Here is a 20,425-nt window from a genome sequence, read left to right on the forward strand (position 1 = left end):
AAAGATATTCATCTAAAAATGGTTAGGCGGAAAAGGTGGCGGATCAGGGTGTCCAGGGCATCGGCATCACGTAGGTCGCCAGGCCGGTGCGCATCTTGTAGAGCGCGCCCGCGGTGGCCTTGAACATGAGCAGGTTGTTCTCGTTGACGAGGGAGGCATTGTTCAGCTCCGTCCACTGCTGCAGAGCGCCGGCGCTGAGCAGGAAGTGGTTGTAGTAGGCCATGGTCTGCGTGCTGGTGTAGCCCTTCCAGAAGAGGAGCTCGTCAGCCTTCGTCGGATCACGGCTGCCGATGAAGCCAGCGGCCGTGGTCATGCCGCGCATGGCCGGGCTCTGATCCATCGGGTAGGCGCTGCCGATGAAGTTCGGCCCCTGGGCGAGCGGGCAGGCGAAGGCATTCGCGCGCACCATGCCATGCCACACGACTTGCTGCGGCACGCCTTTCGGATGTGTGAACCAGCCATCGCTCGGATCCACGATGAGCGAGCTGTAGTCCGTCAGTGTCGCATCATTGGTTAGCAGCCATTTCGGATTACCGCTGTTTGAGTACAACCAGTAGATTTTGAACTGGCCGGCGATGCGGTCGTAGAACAGCACACGGTCACCGGTGGAAGGATTGTTCGTGGCGGTGAACTGCGTGCGCGGGAACAGATCATTCAGCGTGTGGTGCTCACGGATCACCGCCTTGTCACCGGTGAGGTTCGCCGGGATGCTGGTCTGCGTGTTGCGCAGGTGGCTTGGCAGCAGCGCGATGGTGGTGGCCGTGCTCGCCGCTTCATTGATCTCAAATCGGTGGCCGGCGTTGTCACCGGAGAAGATTTCCACGAAGTACTCACGACCTGGAGCGAACTGGGCCACGATGCTGCTGCCACCGGCGCTGGTGGCCACATTCAGCGTGCTGCCCACCACCGCGTCGATGGTGCCGCAGAAGTTCTTGTCCTTCAGATACGGATAACCCGTCATGACGCACTCCGTGTTCAGGAGGCGGCGTGTCCAGCCAAACACCGGTGTGTTGGCACTGGCCTCAGGGATGTTGTCACCATTTTCATCCAGCTCCAGATAGAGCCTGACGAAGCCCTGGGTCTGACCGGTGAAGAACGGATCGCTCTCCACATCAGCATAGGTCACGGTCTCCGTGCCATCACCATTGTCGGTGACAGTCGGGATGATGGACAGCGCATTCCAGCCCGCAGGTGAATTCACCAGGGCACCGATGCCCATGAGCGCGTAGGTCACATCATCCGGACCTCCGGAGATGCGGTTGAAGGACACATCCAGTTTGCCGGTGAGGGTGTTGCGCACGCCGCGGAAGGCCGGTGTGGTCTGCACGCCGGTGCCTGGGTTCAGGTTCAGCGCATACTCCACGAGATCCGTGTAGCAGTCACCGTCGCCGTTGGAGCCTGGGTTCGGACCGCTGCCGGTGATCTTCTTCCAGTAGTCATACTTGCGGGGTGTGCGCAGGTGCAGCGGGATGTTGTTGTTGATCACGAAGGGATCACCCGAGGCCAGTGTGAACGTGAAGTAGTAGGGGTTCGCGCCAGCGCTGGAGCTGGTGAGATAGCCGGGATTCATCGGATCTTCACCGGCTCCGAGCGCATGCGGATCAGGGAAGCCTGTCGGATCGAAGCTCGCTCCGGCCACCGGACGCGCTGGATCGATGATGTAACCCGTCGGCGCGGTATAACTAAGGGTGTAGTTACCCGGTGTGCCGTCCGTGATGAAGCTATACTGGCCGGTGCTGCCATCCTGCAGGATGGTGATGCCAGCGCCCGGAGGTCCGCTGATGAAGATGCTGCCACCAGAGATGATCTGACCGGTGACGACGTCATAGGCATAGCCGGCGGGATCCACCGCATCCAGGAAGTCATTGCCCAGGCTGTCACTGCCATTGAGCACGATGCGGATGAGGTTGTCATTGCTGCCCTGGGTGTCGGTGGTGCTGGTGGCGCCTTCAGGATCGATCTCCTGCACAAAGTAGGTTCCGTCTGGCAGGCCGGTGAAGGTGTAGGTGCCAAGCGCATCCGTCATGGTTTCGCGGATGAGCTGGTCGATCCCGTCATCATAGACACCATTGTCATTCGTGTCCGCATAGAGGCGGATGGCCACGGAAGGCACGGGCTGGTCACTGTCGCTCAGGCTGCCGTCGAGGTCATAGTCATCACGCACCTGGCCGCTGATGGTGCGCGTGCCGGAGATCGCGGCGAAGCCGAAGTCGATGGTGTTGTCCACCTCACCTGCGGCGAGCTCGATGACCGGGCTCAGCGTGGCTGCGGAGGCCGTGGCCTGGATGCCATTGTCGTCATTATCCTGCTGGTCGTCAGCCGTGTTGGTCGTCGTGGAGGACAGCGGGAATCCTGCAGGCGCTGTGGCGATGCGCAGGCGATACAGGCCAGGGGCCACGTTGGCGAAGCTGTAGAGACCGCCAGATGCCGTGGTGCTCGTCGTCGGCTGAATGCCGGCGGTGAGAGCATCGCTGTCGATGGAGGCACCTGTGCCGGTGAGCAGTTCCACGATCACCCCATTGATGCCGCTTTCGCTCGCATCCTTGAAGCCGTCGTTGTCACTGTCATTCCAGACGAGGTTGCCGATGGTGACGGACTGCTCGTCGATGAAGTTGGCGTTCGTGACGGGTGTGCCGCCCGCCACGCTCATCGGACCCACTGTGTTGGAGGTGACGCTGAGATAGCCGGCTGGATCGGTTTCCACCACGCGATAGTTACCAGGAACCAGATTGCCGAAGCTGTAGGCACCGCTGGCATTGGTGGTCGTGGTCGTCGGCTGCACACCTGGGGTGATTGGATCACTGTCGATGTCATTGCCGTTGTTGTTCTTGAGGGTGAGGGTGACACCGCTGATCGGAGCATCGCCATCATCATCGTTGTCGATGTCAGCCAGCACGGTGCCGCTGATGCTGCCAAACTGCTCATCCACAAAGTTCATGCCGGTGGTGGGTGTGCCTGCGATCACGTTCACAGGGTTCAGCGTGTTCGGTGTGACACTGAGATAGCCCGCAGGATCGGTTTCCACCACGCTGTAGGTGCCTGGAAGCAGGTTGCTGAAGCTGTAGACACCGCTGGCATTGGTGGTCGTGTTGGTTGGCTGCACGCCGGGTGTGACTAGGTCGCTGTCGATGTCATTGCCATTGCTGTCCTTCAGGGTGACGGTCACGCCGCTGATCGGAGCATCGCCATCATTGTCACTATCCGTGTCAGCCAGCACGCTGCCGCTGATGCTGCCGGGCTGCTCGTCCACGAAGTTGATGCCGGTGGTGGCGGTGCCTGCCACCACGTTCACAGGACTCACGGTGTTCGGTGTGACGCTGAAGTAGCCTGCGGGGTCTGTTTCCACCACACGGTAGGTGCCTGGAAGCAGATTGCTGAAGGTGTAGGTGCCGCTGGCGTTGGTCGTTCTGGTGGTTGGCTGCACGCCGGGAGTGACCAGGTCACTGTCGATGTCATTGCCGCTGCTATCCTTCAGGGTGACGGTCACACCGCTGATCGGCGTGTCGCCATCGTTATCATTGTCCGTGTCAGCCAGCACGCTGCCGCTGATGCTGCCGGGCTGTTCATCCACAAAGTTCACGCCGCTGGTCTCTGCACCAGCCACGACGCTCAGATTCGCCACGGTGTTCGGTGTGACGCTGAAGTAGCCTGCCGGGTCGGTCTCAACCACGCGATAGGTGCCAGGACGCAGACCCGTGAAGCTGTAGGCGCCGCTCGCATCCGTCGTCGCGGTCGTGGGCTGCACACCTGGGACGAAATCGTTGCTGTCGATGTCGTTACCGCTGCTGTCCTTGAGGGTCAGCACGACATTGCTGAGCGGCGTGTCGCCGTCGTCATCGTTGTCCGTGTCTCCGAGCACGCTGCCACTGATGCTGCCGGCCTGCTCGTCCACGAAATTGACTCCGTTGGTGGCGGTGCCTGCTGCCACGACCACAGGGCTGACCAGATTGGCCGTGACGCTGAAGTAGCCGGGCAGGTCCGTCTGGATCACACGGTAGGTGCCCGGGCGCAGACCGGTGAATGCATAAGCGCCGGTGCCGCTGGTCGTGGTGGTGGTGGGCTGCACGCCCGGGGTGACGTCATCACTGTCGATGTCATTGTCGTTGTCATCTCTCAGTGTGAGTGTGACACCGCTGATCGGATCCTCACCGATGTCATCGTTGTTCGTGTCAGCGAGCACGCTGCCGCTGATGCTGCCCGCTTCTTCATCGATGAAGTTCACATCGCTGGTCACGGTGCCTGCCGCGACTTCCACTGGAGACACGGTGTTCGGCGTGACACTGAAGTAGCCTGCTGGATCTGTCTCCACCACACGGTAGATGCCAGGAACCAGGCCGGTGAAGCTGTAGCCACCGCTGGCGTTGGTGGTCGTGGTGGTAGGCTGCACGCCTGGGGTGACGTCGTCGCTGTCGATGTCATCACCATTGCTGTCTTTCAGCGTCAGCGTGATGCTGCTGAGGGGATCATCGCCGATGTCGTCATTGTCAGCGTCAGCGAGCACGGTGCCCGTGATGCTGCCAGCCTGTTCATCCACGAAACTCACATCCGAAGTCGTGGTACCGGCCACCACCAGCACAGGAGTGACGGTGTTCGGGGTGACGCTGAAGTAGCCCGCGAGGTCGGTTTCGACCACGCGATAACTTCCCGGCACGAGGCCGCTGAAGGTGTAGACACCGCTGGCATCCGTTGTTGTGGTCGTTGGCTGCACACCGGGAGTGATGTCGTCACTGTCGATGTCATTGCCGCTGCTGTCCTTAAGCGTCAGCGTGACACCGCTGAGCGGTGCATCACCATCGTCGTCATTGTCCGCGTCAGCCAGCACGGTGCCTGTGATGCTTCCGGCTTCCTCATCCACAAAGTTGACGTCATTGGTCGGCATGCCGGCCAGCACGATCACAGGTGCGAGTGTGTTTGGCGTGACACTGAAGTAACCGGCCGGGTCTGTCTCCACCACACGATAGTTGCCAGGAGTCAGGTTGCTGAAGCTGTAGGCGCCGCTGGCATTGGTGGTGGTCGTCGTAGGCTGCACACCGGCGGTGAGAGGATCGCTGTCGATGTCATCGCCATTGCTGTCCTTCAGCGTGATCGTGACACCGCTGATCGGATCATCACCGAGGTCATCATTGTCGTTGTCGGCGAGCACGGTGCCGTTGATGCCGGCGGTCTGCTCATCCACAAAGTCCGCGCCCGTGGTGGCGGCGCCGGCCACGACGGTGGCAGGGCCCACGGTGTTTGGAGTGACGCTCACATAGCCTGCCAGATCGGTTTCAACGATGAGGTAGGAGCCTGGGGCCACATTCGTGAAGGTGTAAGCACCGCTGGCATTGGTGGTCGTTGTCGTCGGCTGGACACCGGCGGTGAGAGGATCGCTGTCGATGTCGTCACCATTCAGATCCTTCAGGGTCAGGGTGACACCGTTGATCGGTGCGTCGCCATCGTCATCATTGTCCGTGTCAGCCATGACGGTGCCGGAGATGCTGCCGGGCTCTTCATCTACAAAGTTCACACCGGTGGTGGTCGTGCCTGCCGCGACGTTTACGGACGACACTGTGTTGGACGTGACACTGAAGTAGCCAGCAGGATCGGTTTCAACGACACGATAGGTGCCCGGGCGAAGGCCTGCGAAGAGGTAAGCGCCTGTGCCGTTGGTCAGAGCGATCGTCGGCTGGATGCCTGCGGCAAAAGGATTGCTGTCGATGTCGTCACCGTTGCTGTCCTTCAGCGTCAGCGTCACTCCGCTGAGCGGATCATCACCGAGGTCATCATTGTCAGTGTCGGCGAGCACGGTGCCGGTGATGCTGCCAGCCTCTTCATCTACGTAGTTCACATCCGCCGTCGGTGTGCCTGCCGCGACGAGCACGGGAGAGATCGTGTTGGGAGTGACACTGTAGTAGCCTGCGGGATCTGTCTCGATCACACGATAGCTGCCAGGAAGCAGGTTGGTGAAGCTATACACACCGCTGGCATTGGTGGTGGTCGTCGTCGGCTGCACGCCGGCAGTGAGAGGATCACTGTCGATGTCGTCACCATTGCTGTCCTTGAGCGTGATCGTGACGCCGCTGATTGGATCATCGCCGATGTCATCATTGTCGGTGTCCGCGAGCACGGTGCCGGTGATGCTGCCAGCCTCTTCATCCACGTAGTTCACATCCGTCGTCGGTGTGCCTGCCGCGACGAGCACAGGGGAGATCGTGTTGGGGGTGACACTGAAGTAACCTGCAGGATCGGTTTCCACCACGCGATAGCTGCCTGGAGGCAGGCCTGCGAAGGTGTAGTCACCGCTGGCATTCGTGATGGCCGTGGTCGGCTGCACCCCAGGGGTGATGAGATCGCTGTCGATGTCGTTTCCGTTGCTGTCCTTCAGCGTGACGGTCACGCCACTGATCGGATCATCGCCCATGTCGTTGTTGTCCGTGTCAGCGAGCACGGTGCCGCTGATGCTGCCAGGCTCTTCGTCGATGAAATTGACACCGCTGGTCGCTGCACCGGAGGTGACGACCACAGGCGAGATCGTGTTGGGCGTGATGCTGAAGTAGCCCGCCAGATCTGTCTGCACGACACGATAGCTGCCCGGGGACAGGTTCGCGAAGCTGTAGACACCGTTGCTGTCCGTGGTGGTGGTCGTGGGCTGCACGCCTGGGGTGATGTCATCGCTGTCGATGTCGTTTCCATTGCTGTCCTGCAGTGTGAGCGTGACGCCGCTGAGCGGATCGTCACCGATGTCGTCATTGTCGATGTCAGCGAGCACGGTGCCCGTGATGCCGCTGAGCTGCTCATCCACGAAGTCCACACCGCTGGTGACTGTGGCTGCCACCACATCTACCGGGAAGACGGTGTTTGGAGTGATGCTGAGGTAACCGGCCGGATCAGTCTCGACCACACGATAGCTGCCTGGACGCAGACCGGTGAAGGTGTAGACGCCGCTGGCGTTCGTGGTCACCTCAGTTGGCTGGATGCCGGAGGTGAATGGATCGCCGTCGATGTCGCTGCCGAGGCTGTCTTTGAGCGTCAGCGTGACGCCGCTGATGGGATCATCTCCATCATCATCATTGTCCGTGTCAGCGAGGACGGTGCCGGTGATGCTGCCTTCCTGCTCATCCACGAAATTCACGTCCGAGGTATCCATGCCAGCGACCACGATCACTGGGAAGCTCACGTTCGTGGTCACGCTGAAGTAGCCTGGCAGGTCCGTCTCCTCCACCATGTAGGTGCCAGGGGCCAGGTTGACGAAGGTGTAGAAGATATAGAAGCCATTGCTGTCCGTGGTGGTCGCTGTCGGCTGGACGCCAGGGGTGACGAGATCGCTGTCGATGTCGTCACCATTGCTGTCCTTCAGCGTGAGGGTGACACCGCTGATCGGCGTGTCGCCGATGTCATCGTTGTCCAGGTCAGCGAGCACCGTGCCGCTGATGCTGCCGGGCTGTTCGTCCACGAAGCTCACATCGTTCGTCGGTGTGCCAGCGGCCACCACCACAGGCGAGACCGTGTTGGGCGAGACGCTGAAGTAGCCTGCAGGATCGGTTTCCACCACGCGGTAGGTGCCTGGACGCAGGTTTGCGAAGGTGTAAGCACCGCTGGCGTTCGTGGTGGTTGTGGTCGGCTGGGTGCCGGGGGTGACGAGGTCGCTGTCGATATCATGACCAAGGCTGTCTTTCAGCGTCAGGGTCACACCGCTGATTGGATCATCACCCATGTCATCATTGTCTGTGTCAGCGAGCACGCTGCCGCTGATGCTGCCTGCTTGCTCATCGATGAAGTTCACACCGCTGGTCGCCTGGCCTGCGGTGACAGCGACAGGTGCAACCGTGTTGGAGGTCACGCTGAAGTAGCTGGCGAGGTCGGTTTCCACCACGCCGTAGCTGCCGGGGGAAAGATTGGCGAAGGTGTAGACACCGCTGCCATTGGTCGTCGCTGCGGTTGGCTGGATACCGGGGGTGACGAGGTCGCTGTCGATGTCGTCACCGTTGCTGTCCTTCAGCGTGAGGGTGACACCGCTGATCGGATCATCGCCGATGTCGTCATCGTCCGCGTCAGCAAGCACGGTGCCGGTGATGCTGCCAGCCTGCTCATCGATGAAGCTCACATTGTTTGTCGGTGTGCCAGCTGCCACGACGACGGGGGACACCGTGTTTGGCGAGACACTGAAGTAACCGGCAGGATCTGTCTCAACGACGCGATACGTGCCCGGACGCAGGCCTGCGAAGGTGTAGACGCCGCTGGCATCCGTGGTGGTCGTGGTGGGCTGCACGCCAGGAGTGATGAGGTCGCTGTCGATGTCAGCACCTGTGCTGTCCTTCAGGGTCAGTGTGATGCCGCTGAGCGGTGAGTCGCCATCGTCGTCATTGTCGGTGTCGGCGAGCACGGTGCCGCTGATGCTGCCAGCCTCTTCATCGATGAAGTTCACGCCGCTGGTCACCACACCTGCGGTGACAGCGACAGGTGCAACCGTGTTGGAGGTCACACTGAAGTAGCCCGCCAGGTCGGTTTCCACCACGCGGTAGGTGCCTGGAGTCAGACCTGCGAAGCTATAGATGCCAGCGGCATTCGTGATGGCCGTGGTGGGCTGCACGCCTGGGGCGATCGGATCACTGTCGATATCGTTCCCACTGCTATTTTTCAGCGTGAGGGTGACCCCGCTGATCGGATCATCGCCATCGTCATCATTGTCAGTATCGGCCAGCACGGTGCCGGTGATGCCGCTGAGCTGCTCATCGACGAAGCTCACATTGTTCGTCGGTGTGCCAGCTGCCACGACCACAGGGTTCACTGTGTTTGGCGTGATGCTGACGTAGCCGGCAGGATCCGTTTCAACGACACGATAGGTGCCCGGACGCAGGCCTGCGAAGGTGTAGACGCCGCTGGCATCCGTGGTGGTGGTCGTGGGCTGCACGCCTGGGGCGATCGGATCACTGTCGATGTCAGCACCTGTGCTGTCTTTCAGGGTCAGCGTGATGCCGCTGAGCGGTGAGTCGCCATCGTCGTCATTGTCGGTGTCGGCGAGCACGGTGCCGCTGATGCTGCCGGCCTCTTCATCGATGAAGTTCACGCCGCTGGTCACCACACCTGCGGTGACGACCACGGGTGAAACGGTGTTGGTCGTGACGCTGAAGTAGCCCGCCAGGTCGGTTTCCACCACGCGGTAGGTGCCTGGAGTCAGACCTGCGAAGCTGTAGACACCGCTGGCATTCGTGATGGCCGTGGTGGGCTGCACCCCTGGGGCGCTCGGATCACTGTCGATGTCGTTGCCGCTGCTATTCTTCAGCGTGAGGGTGACACCGCTGATCGGATCATCGCCATCGTCATCATTGTCAGTGTCAGCCAGCACGGTGCCGGTGATGCCGCTGAGCTGCTCATCGACGAAGCTCACATTGTTTGTCGGTGTGCCTGCTGCCACGACCACAGGGTTCACTGTGTTTGGCGTGATGCTGACGTAGCCGGCAGGGTCTGTTTCGACGACACGATAGGTGCCTGGACGCAGGCCTGCGAAGGTGTAGACGCCGCTGGCATCGGTGGTGGTGGTCGTGGGCTGCACGCCAGGAGTGACGAGATCACTGTCGATGTCTGCACCTGTGCTGTCCTTCAGTGTGAGGGTGATGCCGCTGAGAGGTGAGTCACCGGTGTCGTTATTGTCTGTGTCAGCGAGCACGCTGCCGCTGATGCTGCCAGCCGCTTCGTCGATGAAGTTCACGTTCGCCGTTGTGGTGCCCGCGACGACGTTCACCGGAGACACGGTGTTGGAGGTCACGCTGAAGTAGCCCGCGAGATCGGTTTCCACGACGCGGTAGCTGCCGGGAACCAGGTTCGTGAAGCTGTAGGCGCCGCTGCCATTCGTGGTGGTGGTCGTGGGCTGCACGCCAGCAGCGCCAGCGTCGCTGTCGATATCATTGCCGCTGCTGTCCTTCAGGGTCAGCGTGACACCACTGATCGGCGTGTCGCCATCGTCATCGTTGTCTGCATCGGCCAGGACGGTGCCACTGATGCTGCCAGCCTGCTCGTCGATGAAGTTCACATTGTTAGTCACTGTGCCTGCCACCACGTTCACGGAGGAGACGGTATTGGAAGTGACACTGAAGTAACCTGCGGGGTCGGTTTCCACGACGCGGTAAGTGCCCGGGCGCAGACCAGCGAAGGTGTAGACACCGCTGGCGTTCGTGGTGGTTGTCGTCGGCTGGATGCTGGCGGTGCCAGCGTCGCTGTCGATATCGTTGCCGCTGCTGTCCTTCAGGGTCAGCGTGACACCGCTGAGCGGTGAGTCGCCATCGTCATCGTTGTCCGCATCGGCCAGGACAGTGCCGGTGATGCTGCCCGCTTGTTCATCCACGAAGTCGACCCCGCTGGTCACAGCCGCTGCGGTGACGAGCACAGGTGAGACGGTGTCCGGGCTGACGCTGAAGTAGCCAGGAAGATCTGTCTCGATGACGCGATAGCTGCCTGGAGGCACATCGGTGAAAGTGTATGCACCGCTGGCGTTGGTGATCGCGGTGGTGGGCTGCACGCCGGGGGTGATGGCATCACTGTCGATGTCATTGCCGCTGCTGTCCTTGAGGGTCAGCGTGACGCCGCTCAGAGGTGCGTCGCCGGTGTTGTCGTTGTCAGTATCCGCCAGGACAGTGCCGGTGATATTGCCAGTGTGCTCATCCACAAAGTTGACGCCGCTGGTGGTGTTGCCTGCGGTCACCAGCACTGGGGAAACGGTGTTGGAGGTGACACTCAGGTAACCTGCTGGATCGGTCTCGACCACGCGGTAGCTGCCCGGAGGCACATTGGTGAAGGAATAGAAGCCACCCACGTTTGTTGTCGTGGTGGTGGGCTGCACGCCGGGAGTGCCGGAGTTGCTGTCGATGTCATTGCCACTGCTGTCTTTGAGGGTCAGCGTGACGCCATTGATGCCGTTGTCACCGATGTCGTCGTTGTTGGTGTCAGCACGCACAGTGCCGGCGATGCTGCCCGTCTGCTCGTCGACGAAATTCACATTCGAGGGTCCTGCACCCGCGGTGACCAGCACTGGAGAAACCGTGTTAGGTGTGAGGCTGAGATAGCCGGGGAGGTCGGTCTCGACGACGCGATAACTGCCTGGAGGCACACCGGTGAAGGTGTATACACCGCTGGCATTCGTGATGGCCGTGGTGGGCTGGATGCCGGGAGTGATGGCATCGCTATCAATGTCGTTGCCGCTGCTGTCCTTGAGAGTGACGGTCACGCCGCTAACCGGCGTATCGCCCGTGTCATTGTTGTCCGTGTCAGCCAGGACAGTGCCGCTGATGCCGCCGGTCTGCTCGTCCACGAAGTTCACATTGGCCGTGGCTGCGCCAGCACTCACCACCACTCCAGACACGGTGTTGGACGTGATGCTGAGGTAACCGGCAGGATCGGTCTCGACCACGCGGTAGGTGCCGGGATGCAGATTGAGGAAGCTGTAAGCACCCGAGGCGTTCGTGGTGGTGGTCGTGGGCTGCACGCCTGGAGTGCCGGAGTCGCTGTCGATGTCGTTGCCGCTGCTGTCCTGGAGAGTCAGGGTGACTCCGTTGATGCCGACATCACCGGTGTCATTGTTATCGGTGTCAGCGCGGACGAAGCCCGTGATGCTGCCAGCCTGCTCATCCACGAAGTTGATGTTGCTGGTCGTGCCACCGGCATTCACCGCCACGGAGGAAACAGTGTTGCTCGTGACACTGAAGTAACCTGCGAGGTCGGTTTCCACGACGCGGTAAGTGCCAGGAACCAGATTGCCGAAGGTGTAGGCGCCGCTGGCATTCGTGGTGGTGGTTGTGGGCTGCACGCCAGCTGTGCCGGAATCGCTGTCGATGTCATTACCGCTGCTGTCTTTGAGCGTGAGTGTGACGCCGTTGAGGCCCACATCGCCTGTGTCATCATTGTTGGTGTCAGCGCGGACGAAGCCCGTGATGCTGCCTGCCTGTTCATCCACGAAGTTGATGTTGCTGGTCGCAGCTCCGGCATTCACCACCACAGGCGAGACGGTGTTCGTGGTGACGCTGAAGTAGCCCGCAGGATCTGTTTCCACCACGCGGTAGGTGCCTGGCAGCAGATTGCTGAAGGAATAGACGCCGCTGGCATTCGTGGTGGTGGTCGTGGGCTGGATGCCCGCGAGACCTGAGTTGCTATCGATGTCGTTGCCACTGCTGTTTTTCAGCGTGAGCGTGACACCACTGATCGGTGAATCGCCGGTGTCATTGTTGTCGGTGTCAGCGCGCACCGAGCCGGTGATGCTGCCTGCCTGTTCATCGACGAAGTTGATGTTGCTGGTCGCAGCTCCGGCATTCACCGCCACGGCGGACACGGTGTTAGGCGTCACACTGAAGTAGCCTGCAGGATCTGTTTCAACCACGCGGTAGGTGCCTGGCAGCAGGTTGCCGAAGGTGTAGATGCCGCTGGCGTTGGTGGTCGTGGTTGTTGGCTGCACTCCCGCCGTGCCAGAGTCACTATCGATGTCATTCCCACTGCTGTCCTTCAGGGTCAGGGTGACACCACTGATCGGCGAATCGCCAGTATCATTGTTATCAGTATCTGCGAGTACGGTGCCGGTGATGCTGCCCGCCTGCTCGTCCACGAAGTTGATGTTGCTGGTCGTGGCGCCTGCATTCACCACCACCGGAGACACGGTGTTCGTGGTGACACTAAAGTAGCCCGCAGGATCCGTCTCAACGACGCGGTAGGTGCCAGGGCGCACGTTGGTGAAGGTGTAGACACCACTGCCGTTCGTGGTCGTGATGGTCGGCTGCACTCCGGCGGTTCCGGCATCGCTGTCGATGTCATTGCCGCTGCTGTCCTTGAGGGTCAGTGTGACACCGCTGATGCCGACATCGCCGGTGTCATTGTTGTCAGTGTCAGCGCGCACAGTGCCGGCAATGATGCCCGCCTGCTCGTCCACGAAGTTGACATTGCTGGTCGTCGAGCCAGCGACGACATTCACCGGATTCACGGTGTTTGTGGTGACACTGAAATAGCCTGCGAGATCGGTTTCGACGACCTGATAGGTGCCGTGCACGACACCGGAGAAAGTATAAACACCGCTGCCGTTGGTGGTCGTCGTGGTGGGCTGGATGCCCGCGAGACCGGGATTGCTGTCGATGTCATTGCCGCTGCTGTCCTTGAGGGTCAGTGTGACACCGCTGATGCCCACATCGCCCGTGTCATTGTTGTCGGTGTCTGCCAAAACAGTGCCTGTGATGCTGCCGAGACGGCGGAAGCCATCATCACCCGCAGGTGTGGTCACACCGCTGGCGGCGGTGACATTGTTTGGATCCGTGCCGGCGGTCTGCTGATAGCCTGTGGTGAAGACTGCGGTGAACTGCGCATCGGTCTGGTCCACATTCACATTGGTCGTGCCAGGAGGCACGGAGGCCGTCCAGTCACCGGAGGCATTCGTCACCACGGTCTGGAGCACGCCGAAGCTGTTGGTGATGATGACATCGATGTTCGCCAGGGCGGTGTCGCTGCCGCCGAAGCTGCCGTTGCCATCCACATCATGATAAACCTTGCCACCCACCGTGCCCATGAGCACATCCAGGAAGTCACGACCCGTCGTGCTGCTGCCGGCGGCAGCAGAGACTGGAATCATGTTGTTGTTAGGCGCGGCCACGTCCGCCGTGGAATACCAGCCGAAGAGGTCACGCTCGACGACGACATAGTTTCCGGCGCTGAGTCCTGCGAAGGCGTAGGTGCCGTCCGCGGCAGTGAGCGTCGATTGCACCACGGCCTCGCCTGGATCTGCCACACCGTTGTTGTTGGAATCTTCGATGAGATCGACCGGCACGTTTTCAATGCCCACCTCACCGGCAGTCACCGCCGCATTGGCGTTGGCATCATTCCACACCTTGCCGGAGATGCTGGCGTAGCTGGCGGAGGGTGTGAGGTAGTCGAAGAAGTTGTTGTTCGCGAAGGTCGTGAGCGTGCTCACATTCAGCGCGATGCGGTTGTCATTCGCTCCCTGCGTATCGCCGCTGCTGGAGTAGCCGGGCGGCTGGGATTCGACAATGACATAGGTGCCCGTGGCGAGGTTCGGGAACTCATAGAGACCATCCGCGGCCGTGGTGACGATGGCCACAAGCGTGCCGTCAGCCGGGTTGCCATCCGCATTTGGATCGGTGTAGAGGCTGACCGTCACTCCCGCGAAGGCGCTGTCACCAGCATTGAAGGTGCCGCTCTGATCCGGGTCGATGTAGACACGGCCGGTGATCTTTGCTGCAACGAGTGTGATGGTGGTGCTGCTGGTGGCCGCAGGCACGGCATCACCGTTCGCGTCCACGCTGTAGTTCGCGGAGGCATTGTTCGTCGCAGGCGCGGCAGCTCCCGTGGCCTTCAACGTCACATCGATCGCTGTCGCGGTGGCTCCTGCGGCGAGGCTGCCTGCTCCTGTGATGTCATTCCAAAGCAGAGTGCCATTACCGACGGCATCAGGAGTGGTCGTTGCGGACACAAAGCTGAAGTCAGTGCCTGAGAAGAGATCCTCAACCGGCAGCGTGGTGATGGCGGTGGTGCCGGTGTTCTGCACGGAGATGCGGAAGACCACATTGGTGTTGATGTTGGCCGGGCCGGGGTTTGGGCTGATCAGCGTCTTGGTGATGGTATGTGCCGGACGCGTGACGGTCACGTTCGCAAAGCTGCTGCCCGTGACGCCACCACCTGCGTTGGCACTGGCGGTATTGGTGACGGTGGCGCCTGCAGAGAGGGCGGTGAAGTTCAGCGTGATGGTGATGCTCTGGCCGGATGTCAGCGGGCCGACATTCGTCCAGCTCACCGTTCCGCTGCCAGTCGAGCTCGGCGTGAGGCTGGCGGAGACGAATGTCAGATTTGCAGCCGGGAAGGTGTCCGTCAGCGCGATGGTGCTGAGCGTGGTGTTGCCGGTGTTGGCGACCTGCACGGTGTATTGCAAAGCTTCACCGATCACCGCGATGCCATCTGCCGGCGCCACCAGGGTCTTCCTCACGGACACGGCCGGTGCCACGTTCGGGATGGTGGCCGTGTCGTTGCTGGTGTCCAAGGAGTCGGTCGGATCCACATAGGTCGCCGTGAGCAGTTCACCGAGCTGGGCACGCAGGGTGCCGTTGTTGTTACCAGCGCCGAGAGTGGTGCTGGCGGGGATGGAGCCGACAAAGATGCCCGTGTTCACACCGGTCTCCGTCAGAGTGACCACCTCGCTGTCACCGCTGGCGCTGGTGATGGTGACGGTCACCGTTTCGGCGACGGTGGCGTTCGTGTTTTGGTCGAGATCGGTGACACGCACATAGACGGTCTCCCCGCCTGCGTAGGTGGAGGTGCGCGGGCCGTTCGAGCCGGTGGTGAAATGCGTGGTGCTCGGTGTTCCGAGGTCGAGCATGGTCACGTTCACCGTGGTGGCGCGTGTGGCATTGATGCCTTCCGTGCCTTCATTGGCGGTCACGGCGATGTTGTAGGTGCCGGATGTGGCACCCACGGACCAGGCATACTCATAGGTCTTCGTGCCCGTGGTGGTAGCGACGACATTCGCCCCATTCAGTGTGGCGCTGACATTGCCGCTGCCGCCGGGACCGGTGATGGCCAGGCCCATGCTGGTGATGTCCGCATTGCCGAAGGGATCGCTCGCTGTGCTGCGGACGTAGACGGTCGTGCCGCTGGTGAGGCCGGTGATCAGATTTCCCGCAGGATACGGCGCATCATAGACACCCAGCGTGTTCACATCGATGACCGTGGTGGTTGGCAGCGTGATCTTCGAAGGAGTGGTGGTGCTGTCGAACCGGACGGTGAAGGTGACACCGGACTGCGCGGTGGTGATGTCCATCGTCACATAGTCGCTTGCCGCAAAGTTGGTTGCGCTGGCCAGCGCGCCGAAGTTGAGGGTCAGGATGCCGTTGCCCGTGCTGGTGCTGGCGCTCGCACTGGTGCTGGTGGCAAAGGTGGTCGTGTTCTTCTTCAGCACGGCCGTGATGCTCGGTGTGGAGGGCATGGTGCCAGTAGCCACATTGTAGTGGGCGGTGACCACCGGCGTGGCTCCCACCGGCAGGGTGAAGGTGGAGGCAAAGGTCGGTGCCTGGGTGAAGGTGGCCGTCGTTGTGCCGCTGGGAGCTGCCTTGAGGGCCACGCCACCAATCGCCGCCAGAAGCGCATTCCCCGAGGTTCCTGAGCCGAACGAAATGTTGGTCTGTGTCGCCACGCCGGTCTTGGACTGGGCCGCGCCCGATGTCTGGCCGGTGTAGGGTGTGGAGGCCCAGAGAGAGGTGCCGCCGCCTGTGATGGTGTAGTTGGCAGCATTGCGTCCTGCCACGACACCGAAGATCAGGTCTCCGGCAGCGCTCGGCACGTTGACGTTCGGGCTTCCCGTTAGGGTGGAGGTGCTGGCGAAGGCGCCGAGAGGTGTGCCCGTGAGGTCCACGCCTGCATAGGTGACGGCACCCACGATCGAGCCTTGATTGAGCGCCGAGCTGAAGGTCACCACCACGTTGTTGGCGCCGGTCGGCGGATTGTAGAGACGGTAGATGTAGATGCGACCGTCTGGTGAGGTGGAGTCATCCACGTTCTGCGTGCCCACCAGTGTCATCGCCTGGGCGGCGTAGGTGACGCCGGTGACGGTCTCATCATCCTGGTCGCGGTAAGAGATTCCCACCATGAGGATGCGGTTGCTGCCCGTGGTGCCAGAATTGTGGCTCAGCGTGTGGCTGGTGGGAGTCTGGCTGCTGGAGTTGGACGTGCTCGCTGCGCCGACCACGGTGATGGTTCCGGCCGTCTGGCCGAGCGTGGCCGTGCTGGCGGTGGTCGCGTCACTCGTCGCCACAGGATCCACACGATCCAGCGCCTGGCTCGGGTCACTGAGGTAGAGGAACTTGTTCTGCGTCGGCACCGCGATCACTGCGGTGCCGGTGCAGGTCTCGTTAAACTCGGGATCGGTGTAGACGAAGGACAGGCTGTTTCCAGGAGCGACGAGCAGTGTGCCGTCCATCTGCGAGGAGCCTGTGGTCGTGGAAGTGGTTAGGCCGGTGGTGTTGCGGAAGATGCCGCTGGTCGCCGTGGTTTCCACCAGGGTGACGAACTCCGCATCGCCATTGCTGGTGTTGCGGACCACGACGGTGATGCTTTCCACGGCGCCCGTGTTGTTGTTCGCATCAGGATCTGTCATCGTGCCATAGATGAGCGCACCTGCCGTGTAGGACGGCTGCACGGTTCCCGTGGAATTGGTGAACTGCGCGGCGCAGGCCGTGGAGCCTGCGGGCGGTGGCACCACCACGTTGGCCGTGGACACGAGGTTGTAGTTCGAGTTGCTCACCGTGTTGGCGATCGAACCCGCGGCGTTGACAGTACAACGATAGGTGAAGACGGTCATGCCGCCGCGCAGGATGATGGGGATGGTGTAGCCGCTTTCATCCAGCGGGAAGGCGGTGCCAGAGGTGGCATCTGGAATGGCCACACCATCACGCTTCGTGCTGCCTGTCACGTAGCCCAGGGAGGCGTTCAGCGGGTCAAGCACCAGCAGGTTACCGAGAGGCAGGAGGCCTTTGTTGTCCACATCGATGCGATACTCGATGGTGTCACCAATGGTCAGGCCGGGGTTTCCTGCATCGACCGCGATGGTGAAGGATTTAATGAGGGTCGGGACTGGGAACGGCAGCACTGTCGTGCCGCAGTCCAGATAGGGAAGCGCAGGACCGGCGACCGCTGGATCCTGGCCCCAGGCGGCTGTGATGGTCACGCCATCCAGCGTGTAGAGGCGCATGGCGGTCTGGTCCTTGTCCGGATCATTCACGCGGCGTGACTCCATGGTGCCGATGTCCAGATGAGCGTCATACTTGCCGTTCTTCGGGTCGGTGAGAGGGCCTGCCTTGTCACCATTGTAGTCCACATACACACGGGTGGCGGAGGTGGGGGTGACCCACACGGGGCTGCCGTTTTGTGTGAGGTTCTCGCTGCCAGGTCCCCAGCCTACCACGGCCTCCGTGGTCAGGTTGTCAGACGGCACCATGGAAAAGCCCCAGTCGTGGACGTTGTTGGAGCTCGGGTTGGCACCTACGGTGACGATGCCGAAGAAGTCCGCGCCATTCGAGCTGACAAACTTGGCGCCGGAATTCTGCGGGATCTGGTACTGGGTCACGCCATTGGCCGCCACGGAGAAGCTCGCGTTCCCGACCGATGTTGTCACGTTGATGGTTAGGGCGGAAGCGTTCGGGTTGTAGATGAAGGCATAGGCCTGGTGGCCGTTCGCTGCGGTGCCCACGGGTGAGTAGGTCACATCACTCCACTGGTCGCGCGGATAGAGCGTGAAGCGGCGGCTCTCATAGCGCGCGCCAATATCGCCCGTGATCAGATGCACCTGCACGGGCTTGCCCGCGTTCACGGTGGCGCCTTTCTTGATGCCGCCGTTCATGAGGTAGGATTCACCGCGGTTGAGGGTGATGTTGATGGCTGCACCTGCGCCTGAGCCGTCCGCATCGATCGCCACCGTTGTGGCATCATCACGAGCCATCACAAAAAGGCCCACGTATTCAAACATGGAGCTCGAGCTCACATCATCACCCACGGGGGCGATGTACTGCGTGCCGTAGTCCATGGTCGGAAGCACTTCATTGGCACCGCAAAGCACGGTGCCTGGGGTCGTGGCCCAGCTGGCGCGGGACACCACCAGCGCCTTGGTGCCGCCGAAACGGTCACGCCCGTCATAGAGACGGTTCACCGGGTTGCGCGGCAGCGGGATCTGATTCCTCAGCACGATGACGGAACCCGTCGTGAAAGTGGCCGGATCATTCGCATAGCCAGGAGGCACGCCGTTGGCATCGTTGCCGTCACCCCAGATCTGCGTGGTGGACTGGGTGGGATTGTTCAGATCGACCTCATAACCGTCTTCCCAATGGTCGTAATGAATCACAGTTCCCGCGCCGGTGGCCACGATGGAGACCACGGATTCCAGGGTATTTCCCACGATGCCTGCGGCTGGCTCGACGCTCACCAGGGCGGTCTTCACCTGCACTTCAGGCAGCGGCACATAGAACTCATGGATGATATTGGCCGCCCAGGAAGGCGTGGCCAAGGCCGCGAGCAGAGGCAACATGAGCTTCCAAAGGATGGAGCGGTGATGAGGCGCGCACGTAGAGCCCTTGCCAGAGGTTGATGGAAATGTGGAGTTCATCGCTTTTACAATTTTTACAAATAACTCACAAAGGATATGATAATCAACACAAACTATAATTTCTGTCATAGCATTCATCCTTCCATCGGGGTTTCGCCTGATTTTGGGATCCAGTGGCTCAGTACAGATCCCTAAAATGTGGCTTTTTGAACACTTGAGTCTTGCCCGCCTTTAAAGATTCACCTGATTTTGGGCGTGTTCGTTGAGGCGGATGTGGGTGTCCAGCGCTCGAAAGTGGCTTGCTCTCGCCGCCCGGTCCTGATTGCATTTCGCCCATGAATCCGGCCTCAGACTCCCTCTCCCGTCGCGATGCACTCAAGGCCACCATTGGCTCCATCGGGCTCAGTTCCCTCGCCTTCGAGCCAGCCAGGGCGGCTGCATCTCCCGCTCCCGATGCCCGGCGTGGTTCGGTGAAGAGGTATGAAATGCTCAAATCCATCAATCTCTGGGCTTTTCCCTACCCTGAGCGCATGACACTGCGTGAGTGCTTGAAACTAGCGAAAGACGCGGGATTTGACGGGATCGAGTTGAATTACGACCTCGATAATGACCTCTCCCCTAAACGGGGTACGCAGGACTACCAAGCCATCCGCAAAATGGCGGACGAAATCGGCATCCAGATCAGCGGCCTCTGCTCCTTCCTCTTCTGGCCTTATCCGCTCACCAGCAATGATCCCGCGAAGCGCACGCAAGGCATCGAACTGGCGGGCAAGATCGCCCAATGCGCGCATGATCTTGGAGTTGAGAACGTGCTCGTCGTGCCCGGTGCGGTGCACATCCCCTGGCGCACGGATCATGAACCTGTGGCCAATGATGTGTGTGATGCTCGCGCGAAGGAAGCCATCGGCCAGCTCGCCAAACAGGCGGAGAAGCTGAAGGTCTGCCTCAACATCGAGAACATCTTCTTCAACGGCTACCTCATGACGCCGATGGAGATGAATGCCTTTGTGGACAGCTTTGGCAGCGAGCATGTGCGCGTGCACTTCGACACCGGAAACATCAGCATGTTCCAGTTCCCGGAGCACTGGGCCAAGGTGCTCGGTGGCCGAACCCAAAATGTGCACTTGAAGGAGTTCACCAAGAAAGGCACGGACTTCAGTCTCGAGACCTTCCGCCCGCTGCTGGATGGCACCACGAACTGGCCCGCCGTGACGGATGCGCTCGCGGACACCGGTTACAAAGGTTTCCTCACCTTCGAGTACTTCCACCCCTATCCGCACTATCCAGAAGCACTGATCTGGCAGACCTCGGATTCGATGGACCGGATCCTGGGAAGAAAAGCTTGAGCCAGATGAGAGGGGGCGGGGGCAGGCA

The 20,425-nt window shown here is 61.0% G+C and carries 2 protein-coding genes; one reads left to right on the plus strand and one right to left on the minus strand.

Features of this window, described 5'->3' with window-relative positions:
* Window positions 1-43 precede the first annotated feature (43 nt).
* Window positions 44-19,033: an SdrD B-like domain-containing protein gene (locus tag BGE01nite_RS05035; protein WP_170266599.1), complete on the minus strand. Its 18,990-nt coding sequence runs from the start codon at window positions 19,031-19,033 to the stop codon at window positions 44-46.
* 353 nt (window positions 19,034-19,386) lie between these two features.
* Here BGE01nite_RS05035 and BGE01nite_RS05040 point away from each other — a divergent pair, with 353 nt between their 5' ends.
* Entirely contained in the window at window positions 19,387-20,397 is a 1,011-nt protein-coding gene (locus BGE01nite_RS05040; RefSeq protein WP_146849180.1) for a sugar phosphate isomerase/epimerase family protein, read from the plus strand.
* The last annotated feature ends 28 nt before the right edge of the window (window positions 20,398-20,425 follow it).

It is taken from the genome of Prosthecobacter gellanilyticus, assembly GCF_007992435.1.
Taxonomy (GTDB): Bacteria; Verrucomicrobiota; Verrucomicrobiia; order Verrucomicrobiales; family Verrucomicrobiaceae; genus Prosthecobacter; species Prosthecobacter gellanilyticus.

Bases quoted from the DNA above. Each gene is read 5' to 3' on its own strand.
- BGE01nite_RS05040 (WP_146849180.1), top strand. From the start codon at position 19,387: ATGAATCCGGCCTCAGACTCCCTCTCCCGTCGCGATGCACTCAAGGCC.
- BGE01nite_RS05035 (WP_170266599.1), bottom strand. From the start codon at position 19,033: ATGTTGCCTCTGCTCGCGGCCTTGGCCACGCCTTCCTGGGCGGCCAAT.